This is a genomic window from Thalassotalea montiporae (assembly GCF_053485855.1).
The window spans coordinates 625,088-640,515 of sequence record NZ_JBQRUO010000001.1; the positions used below are offsets into that span (position 1 = coordinate 625,088).

The window sequence follows — 15,428 nt, forward strand, 5'->3', positions numbered from 1 at the left end:
GTGTTTTTTATGCAGGAAAGACAATTAGCTTTGACTACTTAATTCTTCGACTTCTTCCAGCACTTTAGGTGCTTCATCGAGGACATTATCTATATGTTCGAAGAACTCAAAAAACTCAGGCTCAAGTTGATCTAATAACTGCCCTTGTTTGAGCATAGTTTCGATTTGGTGAGTGATCTTGCCAAGTGCTGGAACTCCGGTATAGCAACAAGCACCGTTAAGCTTGTGAATAAGCGTGTTAACTTGTTCGATATCTTGGCAAACAATGGCTTCGTTAATCAGTGATTTAGTTTCCGGCAAACTGTTGACTAGACCTGAAAGCATATCTTTTGCTAATTCGACTTTATTGCCCGTTCGAGTTAATGCAAGCTGCCAGTCTATCGCGGTCGTTTGAATGGGGAGTGTAAAACTCGCGGCATCAATTACTGTGGGGGATTTAATCTCGGCGTGCGCAGTTGTCTCGGCTTTTGGACTTAGTAAGGTTAAGTCACAGTATTCGTATATGGTGTGCTTTAACATAGATTCATCAATGGGCTTAGTCATGTAAGAGCTAAAACCTTCTACCATTAACTTTTCTTTCTCGCCACTAAGTGCATGGGCGGTAACCGCAATAATCGGTGTTTCATCATTAAACGTCTGTGCCTTAATAGTTTTAAGGGCAGTAATGCCATCCATTACAGGCATTTGAATGTCCATAAAGATTAGGGCGAATTTTTCACTTTGGCATAAATTGACCGCTTCTTGACCATTACAAGCAGTATGTATGTCTTGCACTTGTTCGGCTAGCAGTGCATGAATTAATTTTAAATTAGCATCATTGTCGTCTACGGCGAGTACCTTAATCGGTAGTTTTTGCTCGCCAACAATAGGCACTTGCGTAGTATTCTCGTGATGCTGCGGCATTAACGATTTAGCGAGTCGAGAAGGCGTGATAGGTTTACTTAGGCAACTTGTCGCGCCATTACCTATTAATACTTCATGTAGGCTCGGTGAATTACTGTTCACGGCCAAGTGGATGGTGTTGGTACGTTTTTGAAGTAGCGCAATGAGCGCTTTTAGCTCTGGTAATGCAGCTGGCGTGACATCATGGCTGATAAGAGCAAAGTCATAATGCTGATTTTGTTCTAGTTCAGTGGTCAACTCGTCCAAGGTACCAATTGGCATTACCTGCATGTGCCAGCTTGTTAAAATGTCACTGGTGGCAATTCGGCTATGTGTGTGCGGTTCAAAATATAGAATGCTTTTACTGGCTAATGCTTCAACTGGCAATGCGTGAGCCAATATAACCGGGTTAATCTCGCACTTAAAAGTGAACCAGAACGTTGAACCTTCTCGCTCTTCACTGATAAAGCCAATATCACCTTGCATCTCTTGGGCGAGTCGCTGCGAGATTACTAAGCCAAGCCCTGTGCCACCATAAAGGCGGGTAACACTTTTATCCGCTTGACCAAAGGCTTCGAAAATTGTTTTTTGTTGCTCACTGTTCATGCCAATACCGGTATCGGTAACCGTAACTTTAAAGCTCGCTTTATTGTCTTGCTGATGTTCGATATCAACATCAATACAGACAGCACCTTTATCGGTAAATTTTATCGCATTGTTGGCAAGGTTGATCAGAATCTGCTTAATTCGCATCGCATCGCCAATTAACGAATCCGGTACTTGTGGCGCGATTCGCAGTGACAATTCAATATTCTTTTTGTGAGCGCTGGGCGCTAATAAGGTTAACGATTCTTCTAAGGACTCACGCAAGGTAAATGGAATACTTTCTATCACCATTTTGCCAGCATCGAGTTTCGAGAAATCGAGAATGTCGTTGATAATGGCTAACAAGTTATTGGCAGAACGTTCAATGGTTTGTAGGTAATCTCGTTGGGTATCGCCAAGCGGTGTTTTAAGTACTTGGCGAGTAAAGCCGATAACGCCATTCAGCGGCGTTCTTAGCTCGTGACTCATGTTGGCTAGGAACTCAGATTTAACCTTGTTTGCTTCCTGTGCTTTGCGCTTAGCGATATCTAACTCAACGTTTTGAATTTCAAATTGCTCTAAACTTTCGCGTAAATCAACGGTTGCTTGGTCAACACTGCGTTGCATCTCGTCATGGTAGTCACCAAGGCTCTGCGCCATTGCGTTAATACCGTTTTTAAGAAAGTTGAGTTCGCCGACCAGTTGACCACTAACACGGCTTTCAAGCTTGCCTTCACGAATACGATCAACTGCTTGCACCATTGAAGTTACTGGGCGGGTTACGTTTTTAATTAATCTAAAGGCAAAAATTGCACTGATCAGTGAGCCAAAAACCACAATACCCAAGGCAATAACAATCTGACTTTGCTGACGAAATTGCACTTTGTTGCGATCAATTTGAATGGCGATATAGCCAAGCGCATTTTCATACACTAAGTTTGGCGATTGCTGTCGGATGTCATCGTATATTGGCGTGCGAAATATCAAGTAGTTTGGCACCACTTCAACCATGGTTTGCTGTGGGATCAATTGATCAGGTTTAAGTCGCAACAAGCCAGTGTCGCCATGATACGCACTCGTTACAAAAATCTGATTGTCAGCGGTAAAAATCGTAATATTTTTAACAATATCAGAGTGGTTACGATGCGCAGTACCAATTAAGCGGCGCAAGATATCGCGATTTTTCTCAATAATGGGTTCAACACCGACAATCGCAATAGGCTCAGCGATACTTTTAGCACGAAGCGTTAGGTATTCGTCTAATTCAACATATCGGTTGTAAGAAAAGTAGCCACCAATGCCAAGGCCAATCAGTGTCGTTGGCACTATGGTAAGCAAAACAACCCAGTCTTTAAGACTTATTTTGTGCATGTTGAGGCAGAAGTTAGGGTAAAATCAGATATCTATTGTCGGTATCATGTCATATCGACAAGTAAATTTGTAGCTTATACCTTAAGACCTTATTTTTTCATGGCAAAAATATTTCAAGCACCTAAATCATCTAGTCGCAATCAAAAGTTGTTGGGGCAGGTTATTAAACTCACTATCGATCGCCTTGACGTTAATGGCATCGGTGTTGGCCGTTATCAAAAAAAGCCCGTATTTGTCGCAAACACCTTAGTGGGTGAGCATGTGCAAGCCAAAGTCATTGAAACTAACAGTAAGTTTATTAAGGCGAAAGCCGTTAAAGTTGCCCACCTTAATGATCAGCGCCATAAGCCTGTGTGTGAGCACTATTACGTTTGTGGTGGCTGCGATCTTCAACACTTATCTCATCAAGGACAACTCACCTTTAAGCAGCAAAAAGTGGCAGAGCTTTTTGCTCGTCAAGGGCTTACAGGGTTGCCGTGGCAATCCGCGGTTACCGGAAGTGATTGGCACTACCGCCGTAAAGCTCGCATTGGTGTGCAGTACAACAAGCTAGGTGAGGCAACGCTCGGATTTAGACAAAAAGAAAGTAACACCTTAGTGCCGATTAAATATTGCCACGTATTATCAAAACCTTTGGCGTCGATTACCACAGCACTCGCTGATGTGCTGGCAGAATTAGCTGAGCCTAAAAGCATCGGTCATATTGAAGTTATTCAAACCAAACAAATTAGGTTGGTTGTCAGGCAATTACGTAAGCTTTCTGCACATGCTAAAACCGTTTGGCAACAAGCCGCGAAACAGCATCACTGGCAAGTAAGTTTTGACTATGGCGATAAGGGCAGTGATTTACCTGCGTTAGAAACGACGGAAACCCAACCGCTGAGCTATGAACTTGATTGGTTGAACGACCGTTCAATAGACAGTTCAATCGACGGCTCACTTGGTAGCTCAGATAAGGGCTCAGATCAAAATTCAGATAACAAAAGCATTACTATTAAGTTCGCGCCCAATGACTTTATTCAAGTAAATGGTGAGGTGAATCAACTTATGGTCAAGCAGGCGCTTAGCTGGCTTGAATTAGACAGTGCAGATGTGGTGTTAGATTTGTTTTGTGGCTTAGGTAACTTTTCTTTGCCAATGGCAAAACAAGTCGCAAAGGTAGTCGGTGTTGAAGGTGTGCAAACTATGGTGGATAGTGCCTCGGCAAATGCCGCTCGCAACCAAATCACGAATGCAGCATTTTATCAGCTTGACCTCAATAGTGATTGGCAAAATCAAGCATGGCAAGCGCATCAATTTAACAAAGTCTTACTCGATCCAGCACGTGCTGGCGCGCTGGAAGCTTGTGAGCAACTCGCCACGATAGAGGCAAACTGCATTTTGTATGTCAGTTGTGACCCACGAACTTTAGCGCGTGATGCTAAAGTGCTTAGCGAACAGGGTTATCAGGTGAAAAAAATTGGTTTAATCGACATGTTCAACCACACAAAGCATGTTGAAACTATGGTATTGTTTGAGCGTATTGCAACAAATTAGAACGCGCTTTATAGAGTTGGTTAAATATTCATCTAAACACAGCTGGCGCGGCCTTCATTTTCTGTACAGCTATTCTTTTCTAATTGTTCGCCAAGGGAGTATTTATGGTATCGGTACGCAAGTCTCATCAAATCTCAGCGACTAGTTTTGAGCACTGGTTAGCAGAGCTTCAGCTAAGTGACACAAAAGCCCAAACCTTGCAGGCTTTATGGCTGCAAGTGCAGAGCAAGTTTACCGATCATGATATTGCGCTCGCCAAAGCCAAAGAAATGGTGGAAATATTAGCCGAGCTGAACCTAGACAAAGACTCATTAATTGCCGCTATCTTAACACCGTTGATTGACGAGCAGGTTTATGACCTGCTTGAAGTGAAAGAGCAGTACGGTCAGCAAGTTTATATGTTGTGTAAGGGCGTGCAGCAAATGCAGGCCATTAAAACTTTGCAACAAACACAAACCAACAAAGTGGCAGCAAACCAAGTAGACAATATCCGCAAGATGCTACTGGCGATGGTAGAGGACGTTCGCGCTGTGGTTATCAAGCTCGCTGAGCGTTTGTGTTATTTACGTTTGGTGAAAAACAGCGAGGAAGACATTCGCGTACTCGCCGCAAAAGAAACAGCAAATATTTATGCACCGCTCGCCAACCGACTAGGTATTGGTCAACTAAAGTGGGAGCTAGAAGACATTGCTTTTCGCTACCTACATCCAGAAACCTACAAAAAAATCGCGAAATGGCTTGATGAAAAACGCTTAGCGCGCGAGCAGTACATGGTCGATTTTGTTGATAGTTTGCAGCAGCAATTAGAGACGGTAAAGGTGAAAGGGCAAGTGTATGGCCGCCCTAAGCACATTTATAGCATTTGGAAGAAAATGCAAAACAAGTCGTTAGATTTTGAACAACTGTTTGATGTACGAGCGGTGCGTATTATCGCTGAAGAGCTGCAAGACTGTTACGCCGCATTGGGGGTAGTACACACCAATTGGAAGCACTTGCCGAGTGAGTTTGACGACTATGTTGCTACACCAAAGCCAAACGGCTACCAATCGATTCATACTGTGGTACTTGGGCCTGAAGGGAAGTCGGTTGAAATTCAAATACGTACCGAGCAAATGCACCAAGATGCTGAGCTAGGAGTGGCGGCGCACTGGCGTTATAAAGAAGGTAGTGCTAGCGGTAAAACCTCAGGTTTTGATGAAAAAATTGAGTGGCTACGCAAGATTTTGCAATGGCAAGAAGATGTCTCAGAAAGCGGTGAAATGCTTGATGAACTGCGCAGCCAAGTATTTGAAGACCGAATTTATGCCTTTACGCCCAATGGCGACGTGATTGATTTACCTGTTGGCGCAACGCCACTCGATTTTGCGTACTATATTCACTCCAATGTTGGTCACTGCTGTATTGGTGCTAAGGTATTTGGGCGAATAGTACCTTTTACTTATCAATTACAAACCGGTGACCAGGTTGAGATTCTAACCAGCAAGCAACCTAATCCAAGTCGCGATTGGCTAAATCCAAACTTGGGCTATATTCACTCAGCGCGCGCACGTGCTAAAGTTCAGCACTTTTTTAAATTGCTTGATCGCGATAAATATATCGAGCTGGGCAAGCAAACGCTGGAAAATGAACTAACGAAAAGTCAAATAGCAGAGGTGGATTTACTGGATGCTGCCAAACGTTTTAACGTTGGCAGTGTTGAAGATCTCTATGCTGCTATTGGCTCAGGTAATGCGCGTTTGCAGCAAGTTGTAAATTACTTGCAGCAACAAGTAGCAAAAGATCAGCCCGAGCCTGAAATAGACCCGCAATCACTCGTTAGCCAGCAAGCGGCTAATAAAAAGCCAGCGCGCAATGATGGTGTGATTGTCTCTGGCGTTGGTAATTTGATGACGCATATGGCGAAGTGTTGCTTGCCTGTACCAGGCGATGACATTCTCGGCTTTATTACGCAAGGGCGCGGTATTTCGGTACATCGCAGTGATTGTGAGCAATTAGCGAACTCGCTTGAACAAAATCCAGAGCGTGAAATAGAAGTGCAATGGGGGCATGAACAGCAAAAAAGCTACCAAGCAACCTTACAAGTGACCGCCAGTGATCGCCACGGTTTATTGAGAGATATTTCGACGATTATCGCCAACGAGCGAGTGCTTATCACGGGTATGGCAAGCCATTCTGACAAGTTTAAGCAAACCACCCGAATGAGCTTTACGGTAGAAATTGCCAACAGTAGTATGCTCAATCGCATCGTCACTAAGCTTCGTCAACTTGATGATATTATTGACGTTAAACGGCTATCACATTAACTCATGACAAACACTAATATGAAAGATGCACCAGCATCAATGGCAAAGCTGCGCTGGATAATGGCGCAGCTACGCGATCCTGAAACGGGCTGCCCATGGGATCTCAAGCAAGACTTCGCATCAATTGTTCCACATACTATCGAAGAAGCCTATGAAGTGGCTGAGGCCATTAACCAGCAAGACTTTTCTGAGCTAGAAAAAGAGCTTGGCGACTTACTGTTTCAAGTGGTGTTCTATAGCCAGTTGGGAGCAGAGCAAAAGCGGTTTGATTTTGATTCGGTTGTCGCGGCAATTTGTGAGAAGTTGATCCGTCGTCACCCCCATGTCTTTGGCGATAAAACGCTAACGACGGACGCTGATATTAAAGCGAATTGGGAAAATGAAAAAGCGAATGAGCGAAAGCAAAAGAATCAGCAAGAGAATCTAAGTATTTTGGCTGATATACCGCAGGCGTTACCGGCATTATCAAGAGCTAATAAGATTCAAAAGCGTTGTGCGCACGTTGGCTTTGACTGGGATAATATTTCGCAATGCTTTGAGAAAGTTGAAGAAGAAGTTGCCGAAGTTAAAGCTGAGTTGACCGGTGATCTAACCAATAGCGCACAACAGGCAAGCTTAGGGGAAGAGCTGGGGGATTTACTCTTTGCTGTGGTTAATGTTTGTCGTCATGCTAAACAAGACCCTGAAGCGCTGCTGCGAGCCGCAAATGATAAATTCAGTAAACGATTCAAGCATGTTGAACAGCAAGCGACAAGCTCCGGTAAAACCATGGCTGAACATGATTTAGCGACGTTAGAGCAGTTTTGGCAAAGTGCTAAGCAGTTAGAAAAAAACGGTTACGAGCAATCCCAGCAGTGTCAAACTGAGTTGCAGGCAGCTCAACCAAAGCAAACTGCTAATAAGCCCTAGGTTGTTATTTATTCTATGCGTATAAGTAGAATTGCCTTGGTTATTGTCGGTTTACTCTTTGTGGGCTTGGGCATCCTTGGGGTGGTTTTGCCTGTGTTGCCAACAACGCCGTTTTTGATTGTTGCGGCCGCCTGTTTTGCAAAGTCTTCGCCTAGGCTCCATCAAATGCTGCTTGATAACCGAATATTTGGACCAATGATCCGCGATTGGCAAGCACACCGAAGCATTCCACTGCGAGCTAAACGAATAGCTTTAGTCTCAATGGTATTGGCATGTGCTTGGTCATGTTATGTACTGCAAAGTTATTTGTGGGGGGCGTTAGTTATCGCGCTGATCACTGGGCCATTTATTTTTGTTTGGCGCTTGCCAATTAGTGAACAAAAGCCACCAGAAGGCCGATAAACGCCCAAGTAACTTATATAGCGATTAATTCAATTGTTATCAGAATGTATAGATATAAAAAAACGAGCATATTGCTCGTTTTCTCGTTATGTCATGTTAACTTGTTAGGTCATTGCCTTTTCAGCTTCAACTTTGACCAGTTTGTCGTCTTTGGCAACCACGATACAATCTCGGCCATTCTCTTTTGCTTTATATAAAGCTTTATCTGCCAAGTTAAAAACATCGGTACTATTACTGCATTTTTGACTAAAGCCTGCGATGCCAAATGAACAAGTCATTTTAAGTACTTTGTTCTTTTTGCGTAGTTCAAACTTAAGGTTGTTGATCACACCCTGAATTTTTTGCCCTATTTGAACGGCGCGATCAATTTCGGTTGCCGGTAAAATAATTACAAATTCTTCACCACCAAAACGAGCTACATAATCAGAGTTGCGAATGTGCTTTTTCAACGTTTGGCCTAAGCATTTTAAGACCTGATCGCCAATGCTATGACCGTAAGTGTCATTGATGCTTTTGAAGTTATCAACATCAATCACCATTAAGGTCAACGGCTGCTTAGTGATTTGCCAATGTTTGCGTTCATCATTAATACGCAGCACATAACCTTTCCGGTTGCCGATAGTGGTTAGTTCATCGATTAAGCTGGTTTCTTCAGCAACATTAAGCTGTTTTTCAAGTTGATCAACAAAGTTCGAGGTGCTTTCAATTTGGCTGGTCAGTTCTTGGATTGTTGCTTCGTTGGTGCGATGAATTTGTTTTTGTTCATCGGAGTAGCTATTCATTAGCTTAGCGATCAAACTGACACTGTCTTTGATATGTTGCTGCATGCCGCTGAGTGTATCAATACTCTTAGCTTTAACTTCCATATTCTGTAACTCGTTGGCCATCGACTGACTCACTTTGTCACAGCTATCTTGTGAAGAATCAACCAGTTTTTTAACCACACAAGTTTGGCTAATGGCATTCATTAAATTGGCATGAATGTCATTAAGCATTTCTTCGGTAGCACAGCGCTCTTGCTGAATAAGCAAGGTTAAATAAGTGGTGGTACGCTCTAATAAGTTTATGGCAGTGAAAAAGGTGCCTTTACCTTCTTTAACACTCGACGCCTCGCGCAGAATACCACTAATAAACTCGTCATTCGGGTATGTTTTGGTTAATTGTTTTGAGACGACAACCACATCTTTGAGCAGCTTTTTACTGGCTAAGTGAACATCAGCGGCAACAACACCCGTTTCATCTGTTACTACGTCTTCCGCTTTAACAACTACGCTCGAAGATTCTCTTAAGTTACTTAGATCTGTGGCAAAGTAATCAATCGTTTGGCCTGCGCTCATTAACACCGTATGCGCGGGTTGAGCGGTATTAAGTTCTGCTAACAGGGTTTCAACTTTTTCCAGCTGATTAGATGATAAATTACGAGTGCCTGTTTTCTTAACAATCGCTTTAAACTTGGCGAGATCTTTTTTCTGATTTTGATAATCTACGTTATCAAAATTCTTTTTCATTTTTGCGTATTGTTCTACCAACGAAGCGAAAGTAAACATCGCTTCATTAGACTTAATTGCTTCTTTAATATTATTAACTTGCACAGCTAACGGACCTGAATTTGGAGCGGCCTCGAGAAAATGTCTAATAGCTCGCTTTAATTCCGTGTTAGTGCGCTTGAGTGCTTGTAAATCTTGACTACTCATGGCGTTGAAGGCTTACGTAAATCCTAAAATTAGTAACTTGTTTGGTTATGAGCTGCGCTTGGCGATGTTATGTCTTGCAGGCCAGATTCAAGAATAAAAAGAATGCATTGAAATGGCTATCGTCAGCGTGTTCACAAAATAATAACAAATGTGCTAAGCGAACTCAGCAAAAATTCAGTGATTAATTGATCAAAAGGCGACTAAATTTCAGCTAATGCTTGTTCAACTAAGGCAGCTAAATGCGCGGGTAGATCTGCTTTAAGTGCAATTTGCTGGGCTGTTGCCGACATTTTTTTCCAAGTTTTTTGCAAAATACTGATAATTTTTTCGTCACTATGTTTTGCTGCAAACGGCGCAAAATAGTAGCTGAGAAACACTAAGCAGGCGACATCTTCAAGCGTTTGACTTTCAGGGTTAGATTTTAGCTTTTCCTTGCGAATAATTGCGGCTGTTCGGTCAGCATCAGCTGGTTCATAGCCGTTGGCTAACATCAGCTCACTAGCCGTTTCGGCATGAAGTTGGCCGAGCGCTTTGCGCCATTTTAGATAACCCGCTTTACCTTCGGGATATTCGCTACGTGCAATTGCCCAACGTTTGACATGTTGAGCGCGTACCGCAATTTGTAAGTGCTCGCTGCTGTCTGGCCAAAAGCTATGTAAGCACTGTGACATACGTTGACCGTAAACTAGCTCTTTCGGTTGTGGTTGACCATCAATCTGTTCAACATTGGGATCTTGCTGGTTGATTGCATCAATCGCGTCAAGGACAAGGTTAAGTGCTGCGCTCATAGTGTTCTTTTTCCGTTCTAAGTGGCACCATCATACTCAGTTTTTTAGCGTTGCCAACTGTCTGTGTTAAATCACTAATTTTATTGGCTGCTTGCTTGTTGTTCATAGGGGCTTTGGGTATAATGCCGCCCCGTCCTGCTATACTTGCATCTTGCATCGAAGATCCAAGTTTGGCCAATTTCCAAACTTCCTTATTTTCTGGGTTAAACATGACTACAAGATATATTTTTGTAACGGGCGGTGTTGTGTCGTCGTTAGGTAAAGGAATTGCTGCAGCCTCACTCGCTGCGATTCTGGAAGCACGTGGTTTGAAAGTGACCATGTTAAAGCTTGACCCTTATATTAATGTTGACCCAGGGACGATGAGCCCAATTCAGCACGGTGAAGTATTCGTGACTGAAGATGGCGCCGAAACAGATTTAGACTTAGGTCACTACGAGCGTTTTATTCGCACCAAAATGACCAAGCGCAACAACTTCACCACCGGTCGAATCTATCAAGATATTTTAGCGCGTGAGCGTAAAGGTGAATTCCTTGGTGCTACCATTCAGGTTATCCCTCACATTACCAACGACATCAAGCGTCGCGTTATTGAAGGTGCGGAAGGTTACGATGTCGCTATGGTTGAAATTGGCGGTACGGTCGGTGATATTGAATCACAACCTTTCCTAGAAGCGATTCGTCAATTAGGTACTGAACTTGGCCGTGAACGCGCCATGTTTATGCACTTAACGTTAGTGCCTTATTTAGCCGCTTCAGGTGAAATTAAAACTAAGCCAACTCAGCACTCGGTAAAAGAGCTGCGTTCAATTGGTATTTTTCCTGATCTGCTGGTTTGTCGCAGTGAAGACGTTATTCCTGCGAATGAGCGCGCGAAAATTGCGTTATTCTGTAATGTTGAAGAGCGTGCTGTTATCTCAATGCGTGATGTTGACAGCATCTACAAAATCCCTGCATTGCTAAAATCGCAAGGTGCTGATGAATTAGTTTGCCAACGCTTTGGCTTAGATGTGCCAGAAGCGGATTTATCTGAATGGGAACAAGTGCTTTACCAAGAAGCTAACCCAGTTGATGAGTTAACCATTGGTATGGTGGGTAAGTACATCGAACTGGCTGATGCCTACAAATCAGTTAACGAAGCCCTTAAACACGCCGGCTTGAAAAACCAAGTAAAAATCAAGATTGAGTACATTGACTCACAAGATCTTGAAGTTAAAGGTACCGAGTTACTTGAGCATTTAGATGCCATTTTGGTACCAGGTGGTTTTGGTGAGCGTGGTGTTGAAGGTAAAATTCTTGCTGCGCAATACGCCCGTGAAAACAAAGTCCCTTACTTAGGAATTTGTTTAGGTATGCAAGTGGCCTTGATTGAGTTTGCCCGCAACGTTGCTGGCTTAGCAGATGCACACTCAACCGAGTTTAATCCTGAAACACCTTACCCAGTGGTTGGTTTAATTAACGAGTGGTTAGATGAAGACGGCCAAGTTGAAACACGCAGTGAAGCGTCTGATTTAGGCGGCACCATGCGTTTAGGTTCACAACTGTGCCACTTAGTGAAAGGTACCAAAGTCTGTGACGTATATGGCAGTGAAACAATTTATGAGAGACACCGCCACCGTTATGAGGTAAATAATAACTACCGTGACCAACTAAGCAAAGCTGGCTTGGTATTCTCGGGGTTATCTGCGGATAAGAAATTAGTTGAGGTGATAGAAAACAAAGATCACCCATGGTTTATTGCGGGCCAGTTCCATCCTGAATTTAATTCAACACCGCGTGATGGACACCCACTGTTTGAAGGCTTTATTGCAGCAGCATTTAGCTTTCACAAGCAAGACGCTTAATTTTCTAAAACCGTAGCTTAGCTACGGTTTTTTTATTGTCGCTATTTATTTTCGTGACGTGCAAGTCGTTAACGTTCGGGGTAAATTAGCGGCATAAAATGCGTGTTGATAGCATGCATTAATTATCATTATCGAATTATCAAAGTTTAACAATTATCAAAGCTCAACATAGCAAAAGCTGTAGAGGAACAAACATGTCAAACATTGCAAAAATTATTGCACGCGAAGTGATGGACTCTCGCGGTAACCCAACGGTTGAAGCCGACGTTTATTTAGAATCTGGCGCATGGGGTCGCGCTTGTGCGCCATCAGGTGCATCAACGGGTTCGCGTGAGGCTCTTGAACTGCGTGATGGTGATAAATCACGTTATTTAGGTAAAGGTGTATTAAATGCCGTTGCTGCAGTGAATGACAAAATTGCCCCTGCATTAATTGGTAAATCAGCGCTTGAGCAAGCAAATGTTGATCAAATCATGATTGACTTAGATGGCACGGAAAACAAAGAAAACTTCGGTGCCAATGCCATTTTGGCGGTATCGCTAGCAACGGCTAAAGCGGCAGCCATGGCAAAAGGTGTGCAGTTATTCGAACACATTGCTGATTTGAATGGCACTCCAGGTCAATACTCATTACCACTACCTATGATGAACATTCTTAACGGTGGTGAGCATGCTGACAACAACGTCGATATTCAAGAATTTATGGTACAGCCTGTTGGTGCGCCTAGCTTTAAAGAAGCATTGCGCATGGGGGCGGAGATTTTCCACCAACTGAAGAAAGAGCTTTCAAGCCAAGGCTTAAACACTGCTGTGGGTGATGAAGGTGGCTTTGCCCCTAACTTAGCGTCTAACGAAGATGCGCTTAAAGTGATTGAAACAGCAGTAAAAAATGCTGGTTACGAGATGAATAAAGACGTGACCCTAGCGCTTGATTGTGCTTCGTCTGAATTCTACAAAGACGGTGTTTACGATTTAGCTGGCGAAGGTAAGCAGTTTGACTCTGAAGGGTTTGCAAAATACCTAGCTGAACTTTCTTCTCGTTACCCAATCGTGTCAATCGAAGATGGCTTAGACGAGTCTGATTGGGATGGCTGGAAAGTGTTGACCGACCTAATTGGTGACAAAGTTCAGCTAGTAGGTGACGATTTATTCGTAACCAACACTAAGATTTTAGCGCGCGGCATTGAACAAGGTATTGGTAACTCTATCTTGATCAAATTCAATCAAATCGGCTCACTAACCGAAACCTTAGCGGCGATTAAAATGGCGAAAGATGCTGGTTTTACCGCGGTTATTTCGCATCGCTCAGGTGAAACTGAAGATGCCACGATTGCCGACCTTGCTGTTGGTACAGCAGCTGGCCAAATCAAAACTGGCTCTTTATGTCGCTCTGACCGCGTTGCTAAGTACAACCAATTGCTTCGCATTGAAGAGTTCTTAGGCGATAAAGCATTATTCAACGGATTGTCAGAAGTTAAAGGTCAGTAACCTTTAGGCGCTGATAGCCTTTATTAGCTGACAATAAAAAAACGCTGCTTGATGCAGCGTTTTTTTATGACGGAAGCGCTCATTTCTGCGTTCGCAACCTTGACTAAGATGCTATACGTTCTAGCGTACTAGTTTATCGCTACCTCTATTTTGTCTTTACCTGCTTCTTTAGCGAGGTAAAGTGCTTGATCGGCACTGGCAAACCAAGATTCTTGGGTATCGAAGCTACCAAGCTGGGCAATGCCGATACTGCAAGTGACAGGACAAGGTAATTTAACGCTTTCTATTGTTAATTGCTGACGAATACGATTGGCCAAGCTTAAGCCATCATTTAAGTTGGTTTCTGGGCAAATAATCACAAATTCTTCGCCGCCCCAGCGGGCAGTAAAATCTGTCTCACGGGCACAGCCTCGAATGGTATTAGCGAGTACAACGAGCACCTCATCGCCCACTTGATGACCAAAATTATCATTAAAGGCTTTAAAGTTATCGACGTCACACATGATCAAACAGCATTCTGATTGGTAACGTTTTTTACGATTGATGCATTCCGCGATTTTGTCGCTAAGGTAACTGCGATTATGTAATTTCGTTAAATGATCGGTCACGGCCAGCGCTTCCAGCTGGGTGTTTTTCTTTTCTAGTGCTTGGTGCAAGCGCTCAAGTGCTTGGTTCTTTTGCGCCAATGCGTGTTTTTGTTGCAGCGAATAGTAATACCTGAGCCCCATCATCATCACCAGAAGTGCACCGATGGCACCAATTTGCCAAGCCAAGGTGTAATTGGTTTGCGAGATTACTTTAACGGGTTCAAGTAAGCTAAATGCATGACGGTGGTCTTCTTCACTTAGCTTAAGTATGGCTTGATTTATTTTTGGCATTAAGTCGCTATGCTCATGCCGTAAGCCAATACGTAACTGATCTTTTAAATCGGCTAAACCGATAATACGAATATTGGCTAAATTATGCTGGTGGATCAAAAAATTAGCGCCGTAATAAGAGCTGACAAACAAATCGATTTCTTTGTTATTAACTTTTCTTAATCCTTCAAGTTCACTTGCCACTGGCACTTGTTCAATATTGGGGTAGTAGCGGTTGAGGTAGCTTTCTAGGCGGTAGCTTTTAACAACGCCAATACGCTCATTGGTAACTTGGGCCAAGCCGCCAATCAGCTTTTGTTGATAATGAGCAAATATCACGTTAGGGGCTTGGAAATAGGGGACTGAGAAAATTAAATACTCGGCTCTCGCGTCGGAGTAATTTAAAAATGGTGTGAGATCGCACTCACCTTTCGTTAGGGCCTCAATCGTCGCTTGCCAAGATTCAGTTTGAACGAGCTTTATCTCAAGGTTGGCAAACTTGGCTATTTTCTCAAAATAGAATGCCGATAGCCCAGCATGCTGACCTTGTTCTAGATACTCATAGGGTGTCCAATTGGGGTCAACACAATAGTTCAGCGTTCTAGCCTGTGCTCCATGCGCAGCCAACAAAAGCAAACAACACCCGATAATTTTATGAATAAATTGTGGCAAGTGTTACTTCCTTAACGATTTACAGGCAACTGCTGTACAAATGTCTGGTAGTCAATTTGGTTCGCTCACTCACTGTCTGTCCTTGACGCCTTTATTAA

General features: G+C 43.2%; 11 protein-coding genes. 6 read left to right on the top strand and 5 right to left on the bottom strand.

Going from position 1 to position 15,428, the window contains the following annotated elements:
- Positions 1–24: 24 nt before the first annotated feature.
- Positions 25–2,838, bottom strand: a complete 2,814-nt coding sequence (gene barA, locus ACSLUR_RS02640) for a two-component sensor histidine kinase BarA (protein ID WP_448551536.1) — start codon at positions 2,836–2,838, stop codon at positions 25–27.
- 99 nt (positions 2,839–2,937) lie between these two features.
- Here barA and rlmD point away from each other — a divergent pair, with 99 nt between their 5' ends.
- The 4 genes from rlmD to ACSLUR_RS02660 all read left to right on the top strand — a co-directional run bounded on the left by rlmD (position 2,938) and on the right by ACSLUR_RS02660 (position 7,988).
- Positions 2,938–4,374, top strand: a complete 1,437-nt coding sequence (gene rlmD / locus ACSLUR_RS02645; protein ID WP_448551538.1) for a 23S rRNA (uracil(1939)-C(5))-methyltransferase RlmD — start codon at positions 2,938–2,940, stop codon at positions 4,372–4,374.
- A gap of 104 nt (positions 4,375–4,478) precedes the next feature.
- Positions 4,479–6,677, top strand: coding sequence for a GTP diphosphokinase (gene relA, locus ACSLUR_RS02650; protein WP_448551540.1), 2,199 nt, complete (start codon positions 4,479–4,481; stop codon positions 6,675–6,677).
- Between the two features lie 3 nt (positions 6,678–6,680).
- Positions 6,681–7,586 (top strand): nucleoside triphosphate pyrophosphohydrolase, encoded by a 906-nt coding sequence (mazG, locus tag ACSLUR_RS02655; protein WP_448551542.1) that lies wholly within the window; start codon positions 6,681–6,683, stop codon positions 7,584–7,586.
- 15 nt (positions 7,587–7,601) lie between these two features.
- On the top strand, positions 7,602–7,988 hold the full coding sequence (locus ACSLUR_RS02660) for a YbaN family protein (RefSeq protein WP_448551544.1): 387 nt from the start codon (positions 7,602–7,604) through the stop codon (positions 7,986–7,988).
- A 104-nt stretch (positions 7,989–8,092) separates the two neighbouring features.
- On the opposite strand, the gene ACSLUR_RS02665 is transcribed toward ACSLUR_RS02660, so the two are convergent.
- From ACSLUR_RS02665 to ACSLUR_RS02675, 3 genes are all read right to left on the bottom strand, one after another.
- A complete protein-coding gene (locus ACSLUR_RS02665; protein WP_448551546.1) occupies positions 8,093–9,682 on the bottom strand; it encodes a GGDEF domain-containing protein in 1,590 nt (529 codons plus the stop codon).
- Between the two features lie 200 nt (positions 9,683–9,882).
- Entirely contained in the window at positions 9,883–10,470 is a 588-nt protein-coding gene (locus tag ACSLUR_RS02670; protein WP_448551548.1) for a DUF4202 domain-containing protein, read from the bottom strand.
- Positions 10,454–10,627, bottom strand: coding sequence for a hypothetical protein (locus tag ACSLUR_RS02675; protein WP_181901505.1), 174 nt, complete (start codon positions 10,625–10,627; stop codon positions 10,454–10,456). Before ACSLUR_RS02675 ends, ACSLUR_RS02670 begins: the two co-directional genes overlap by 17 nt.
- Before the next feature lie 52 nt (positions 10,628–10,679).
- On the opposite strand from ACSLUR_RS02675, the gene pyrG reads away from it, so the two are divergent.
- Together pyrG and eno are read left to right on the top strand one after the other, a co-directional pair.
- The gene (pyrG, locus tag ACSLUR_RS02680; protein ID WP_448551551.1) at positions 10,680–12,314 is read left to right on the top strand and encodes a CTP synthase; all 1,635 of its coding nucleotides are present in this window, start codon (positions 10,680–10,682) and stop codon (positions 12,312–12,314) included.
- A 194-nt stretch (positions 12,315–12,508) separates the two neighbouring features.
- Positions 12,509–13,801 (top strand): phosphopyruvate hydratase, encoded by a 1,293-nt coding sequence (gene eno / locus ACSLUR_RS02685; protein WP_448551553.1) that lies wholly within the window; start codon positions 12,509–12,511, stop codon positions 13,799–13,801.
- 128 nt (positions 13,802–13,929) lie between these two features.
- Here eno and ACSLUR_RS02690 read toward each other — a convergent pair whose 3' ends face one another.
- Positions 13,930–15,330, bottom strand: coding sequence for a transporter substrate-binding domain-containing diguanylate cyclase (locus ACSLUR_RS02690; protein WP_448551556.1), 1,401 nt, complete (start codon positions 15,328–15,330; stop codon positions 13,930–13,932).
- Positions 15,331–15,428 lie beyond the last annotated feature (98 nt).

What these genes read in the sequence shown, in the direction of transcription:
- barA (WP_448551536.1), bottom strand. Translation starts at nt 2,838, where the DNA reads ATGCACAAAATAAGTCTTAAAGACTGGGTTGTTTTGCTTACCATAGTG.
- rlmD (WP_448551538.1), top strand. Translation starts at nt 2,938, where the DNA reads ATGGCAAAAATATTTCAAGCACCTAAATCATCTAGTCGCAATCAAAAG.
- relA (WP_448551540.1), top strand. Translation starts at nt 4,479, where the DNA reads ATGGTATCGGTACGCAAGTCTCATCAAATCTCAGCGACTAGTTTTGAG.
- mazG (WP_448551542.1), top strand. Translation starts at nt 6,681, where the DNA reads ATGACAAACACTAATATGAAAGATGCACCAGCATCAATGGCAAAGCTG.
- ACSLUR_RS02660 (WP_448551544.1), top strand. Translation starts at nt 7,602, where the DNA reads ATGCGTATAAGTAGAATTGCCTTGGTTATTGTCGGTTTACTCTTTGTG.
- ACSLUR_RS02665 (WP_448551546.1), bottom strand. Translation starts at nt 9,682, where the DNA reads ATGAGTAGTCAAGATTTACAAGCACTCAAGCGCACTAACACGGAATTA.
- ACSLUR_RS02670 (WP_448551548.1), bottom strand. Translation starts at nt 10,470, where the DNA reads ATGAGCGCAGCACTTAACCTTGTCCTTGACGCGATTGATGCAATCAAC.
- ACSLUR_RS02675 (WP_181901505.1), bottom strand. Translation starts at nt 10,627, where the DNA reads ATGCAAGATGCAAGTATAGCAGGACGGGGCGGCATTATACCCAAAGCC.
- pyrG (WP_448551551.1), top strand. Translation starts at nt 10,680, where the DNA reads ATGACTACAAGATATATTTTTGTAACGGGCGGTGTTGTGTCGTCGTTA.
- eno (WP_448551553.1), top strand. Translation starts at nt 12,509, where the DNA reads ATGTCAAACATTGCAAAAATTATTGCACGCGAAGTGATGGACTCTCGC.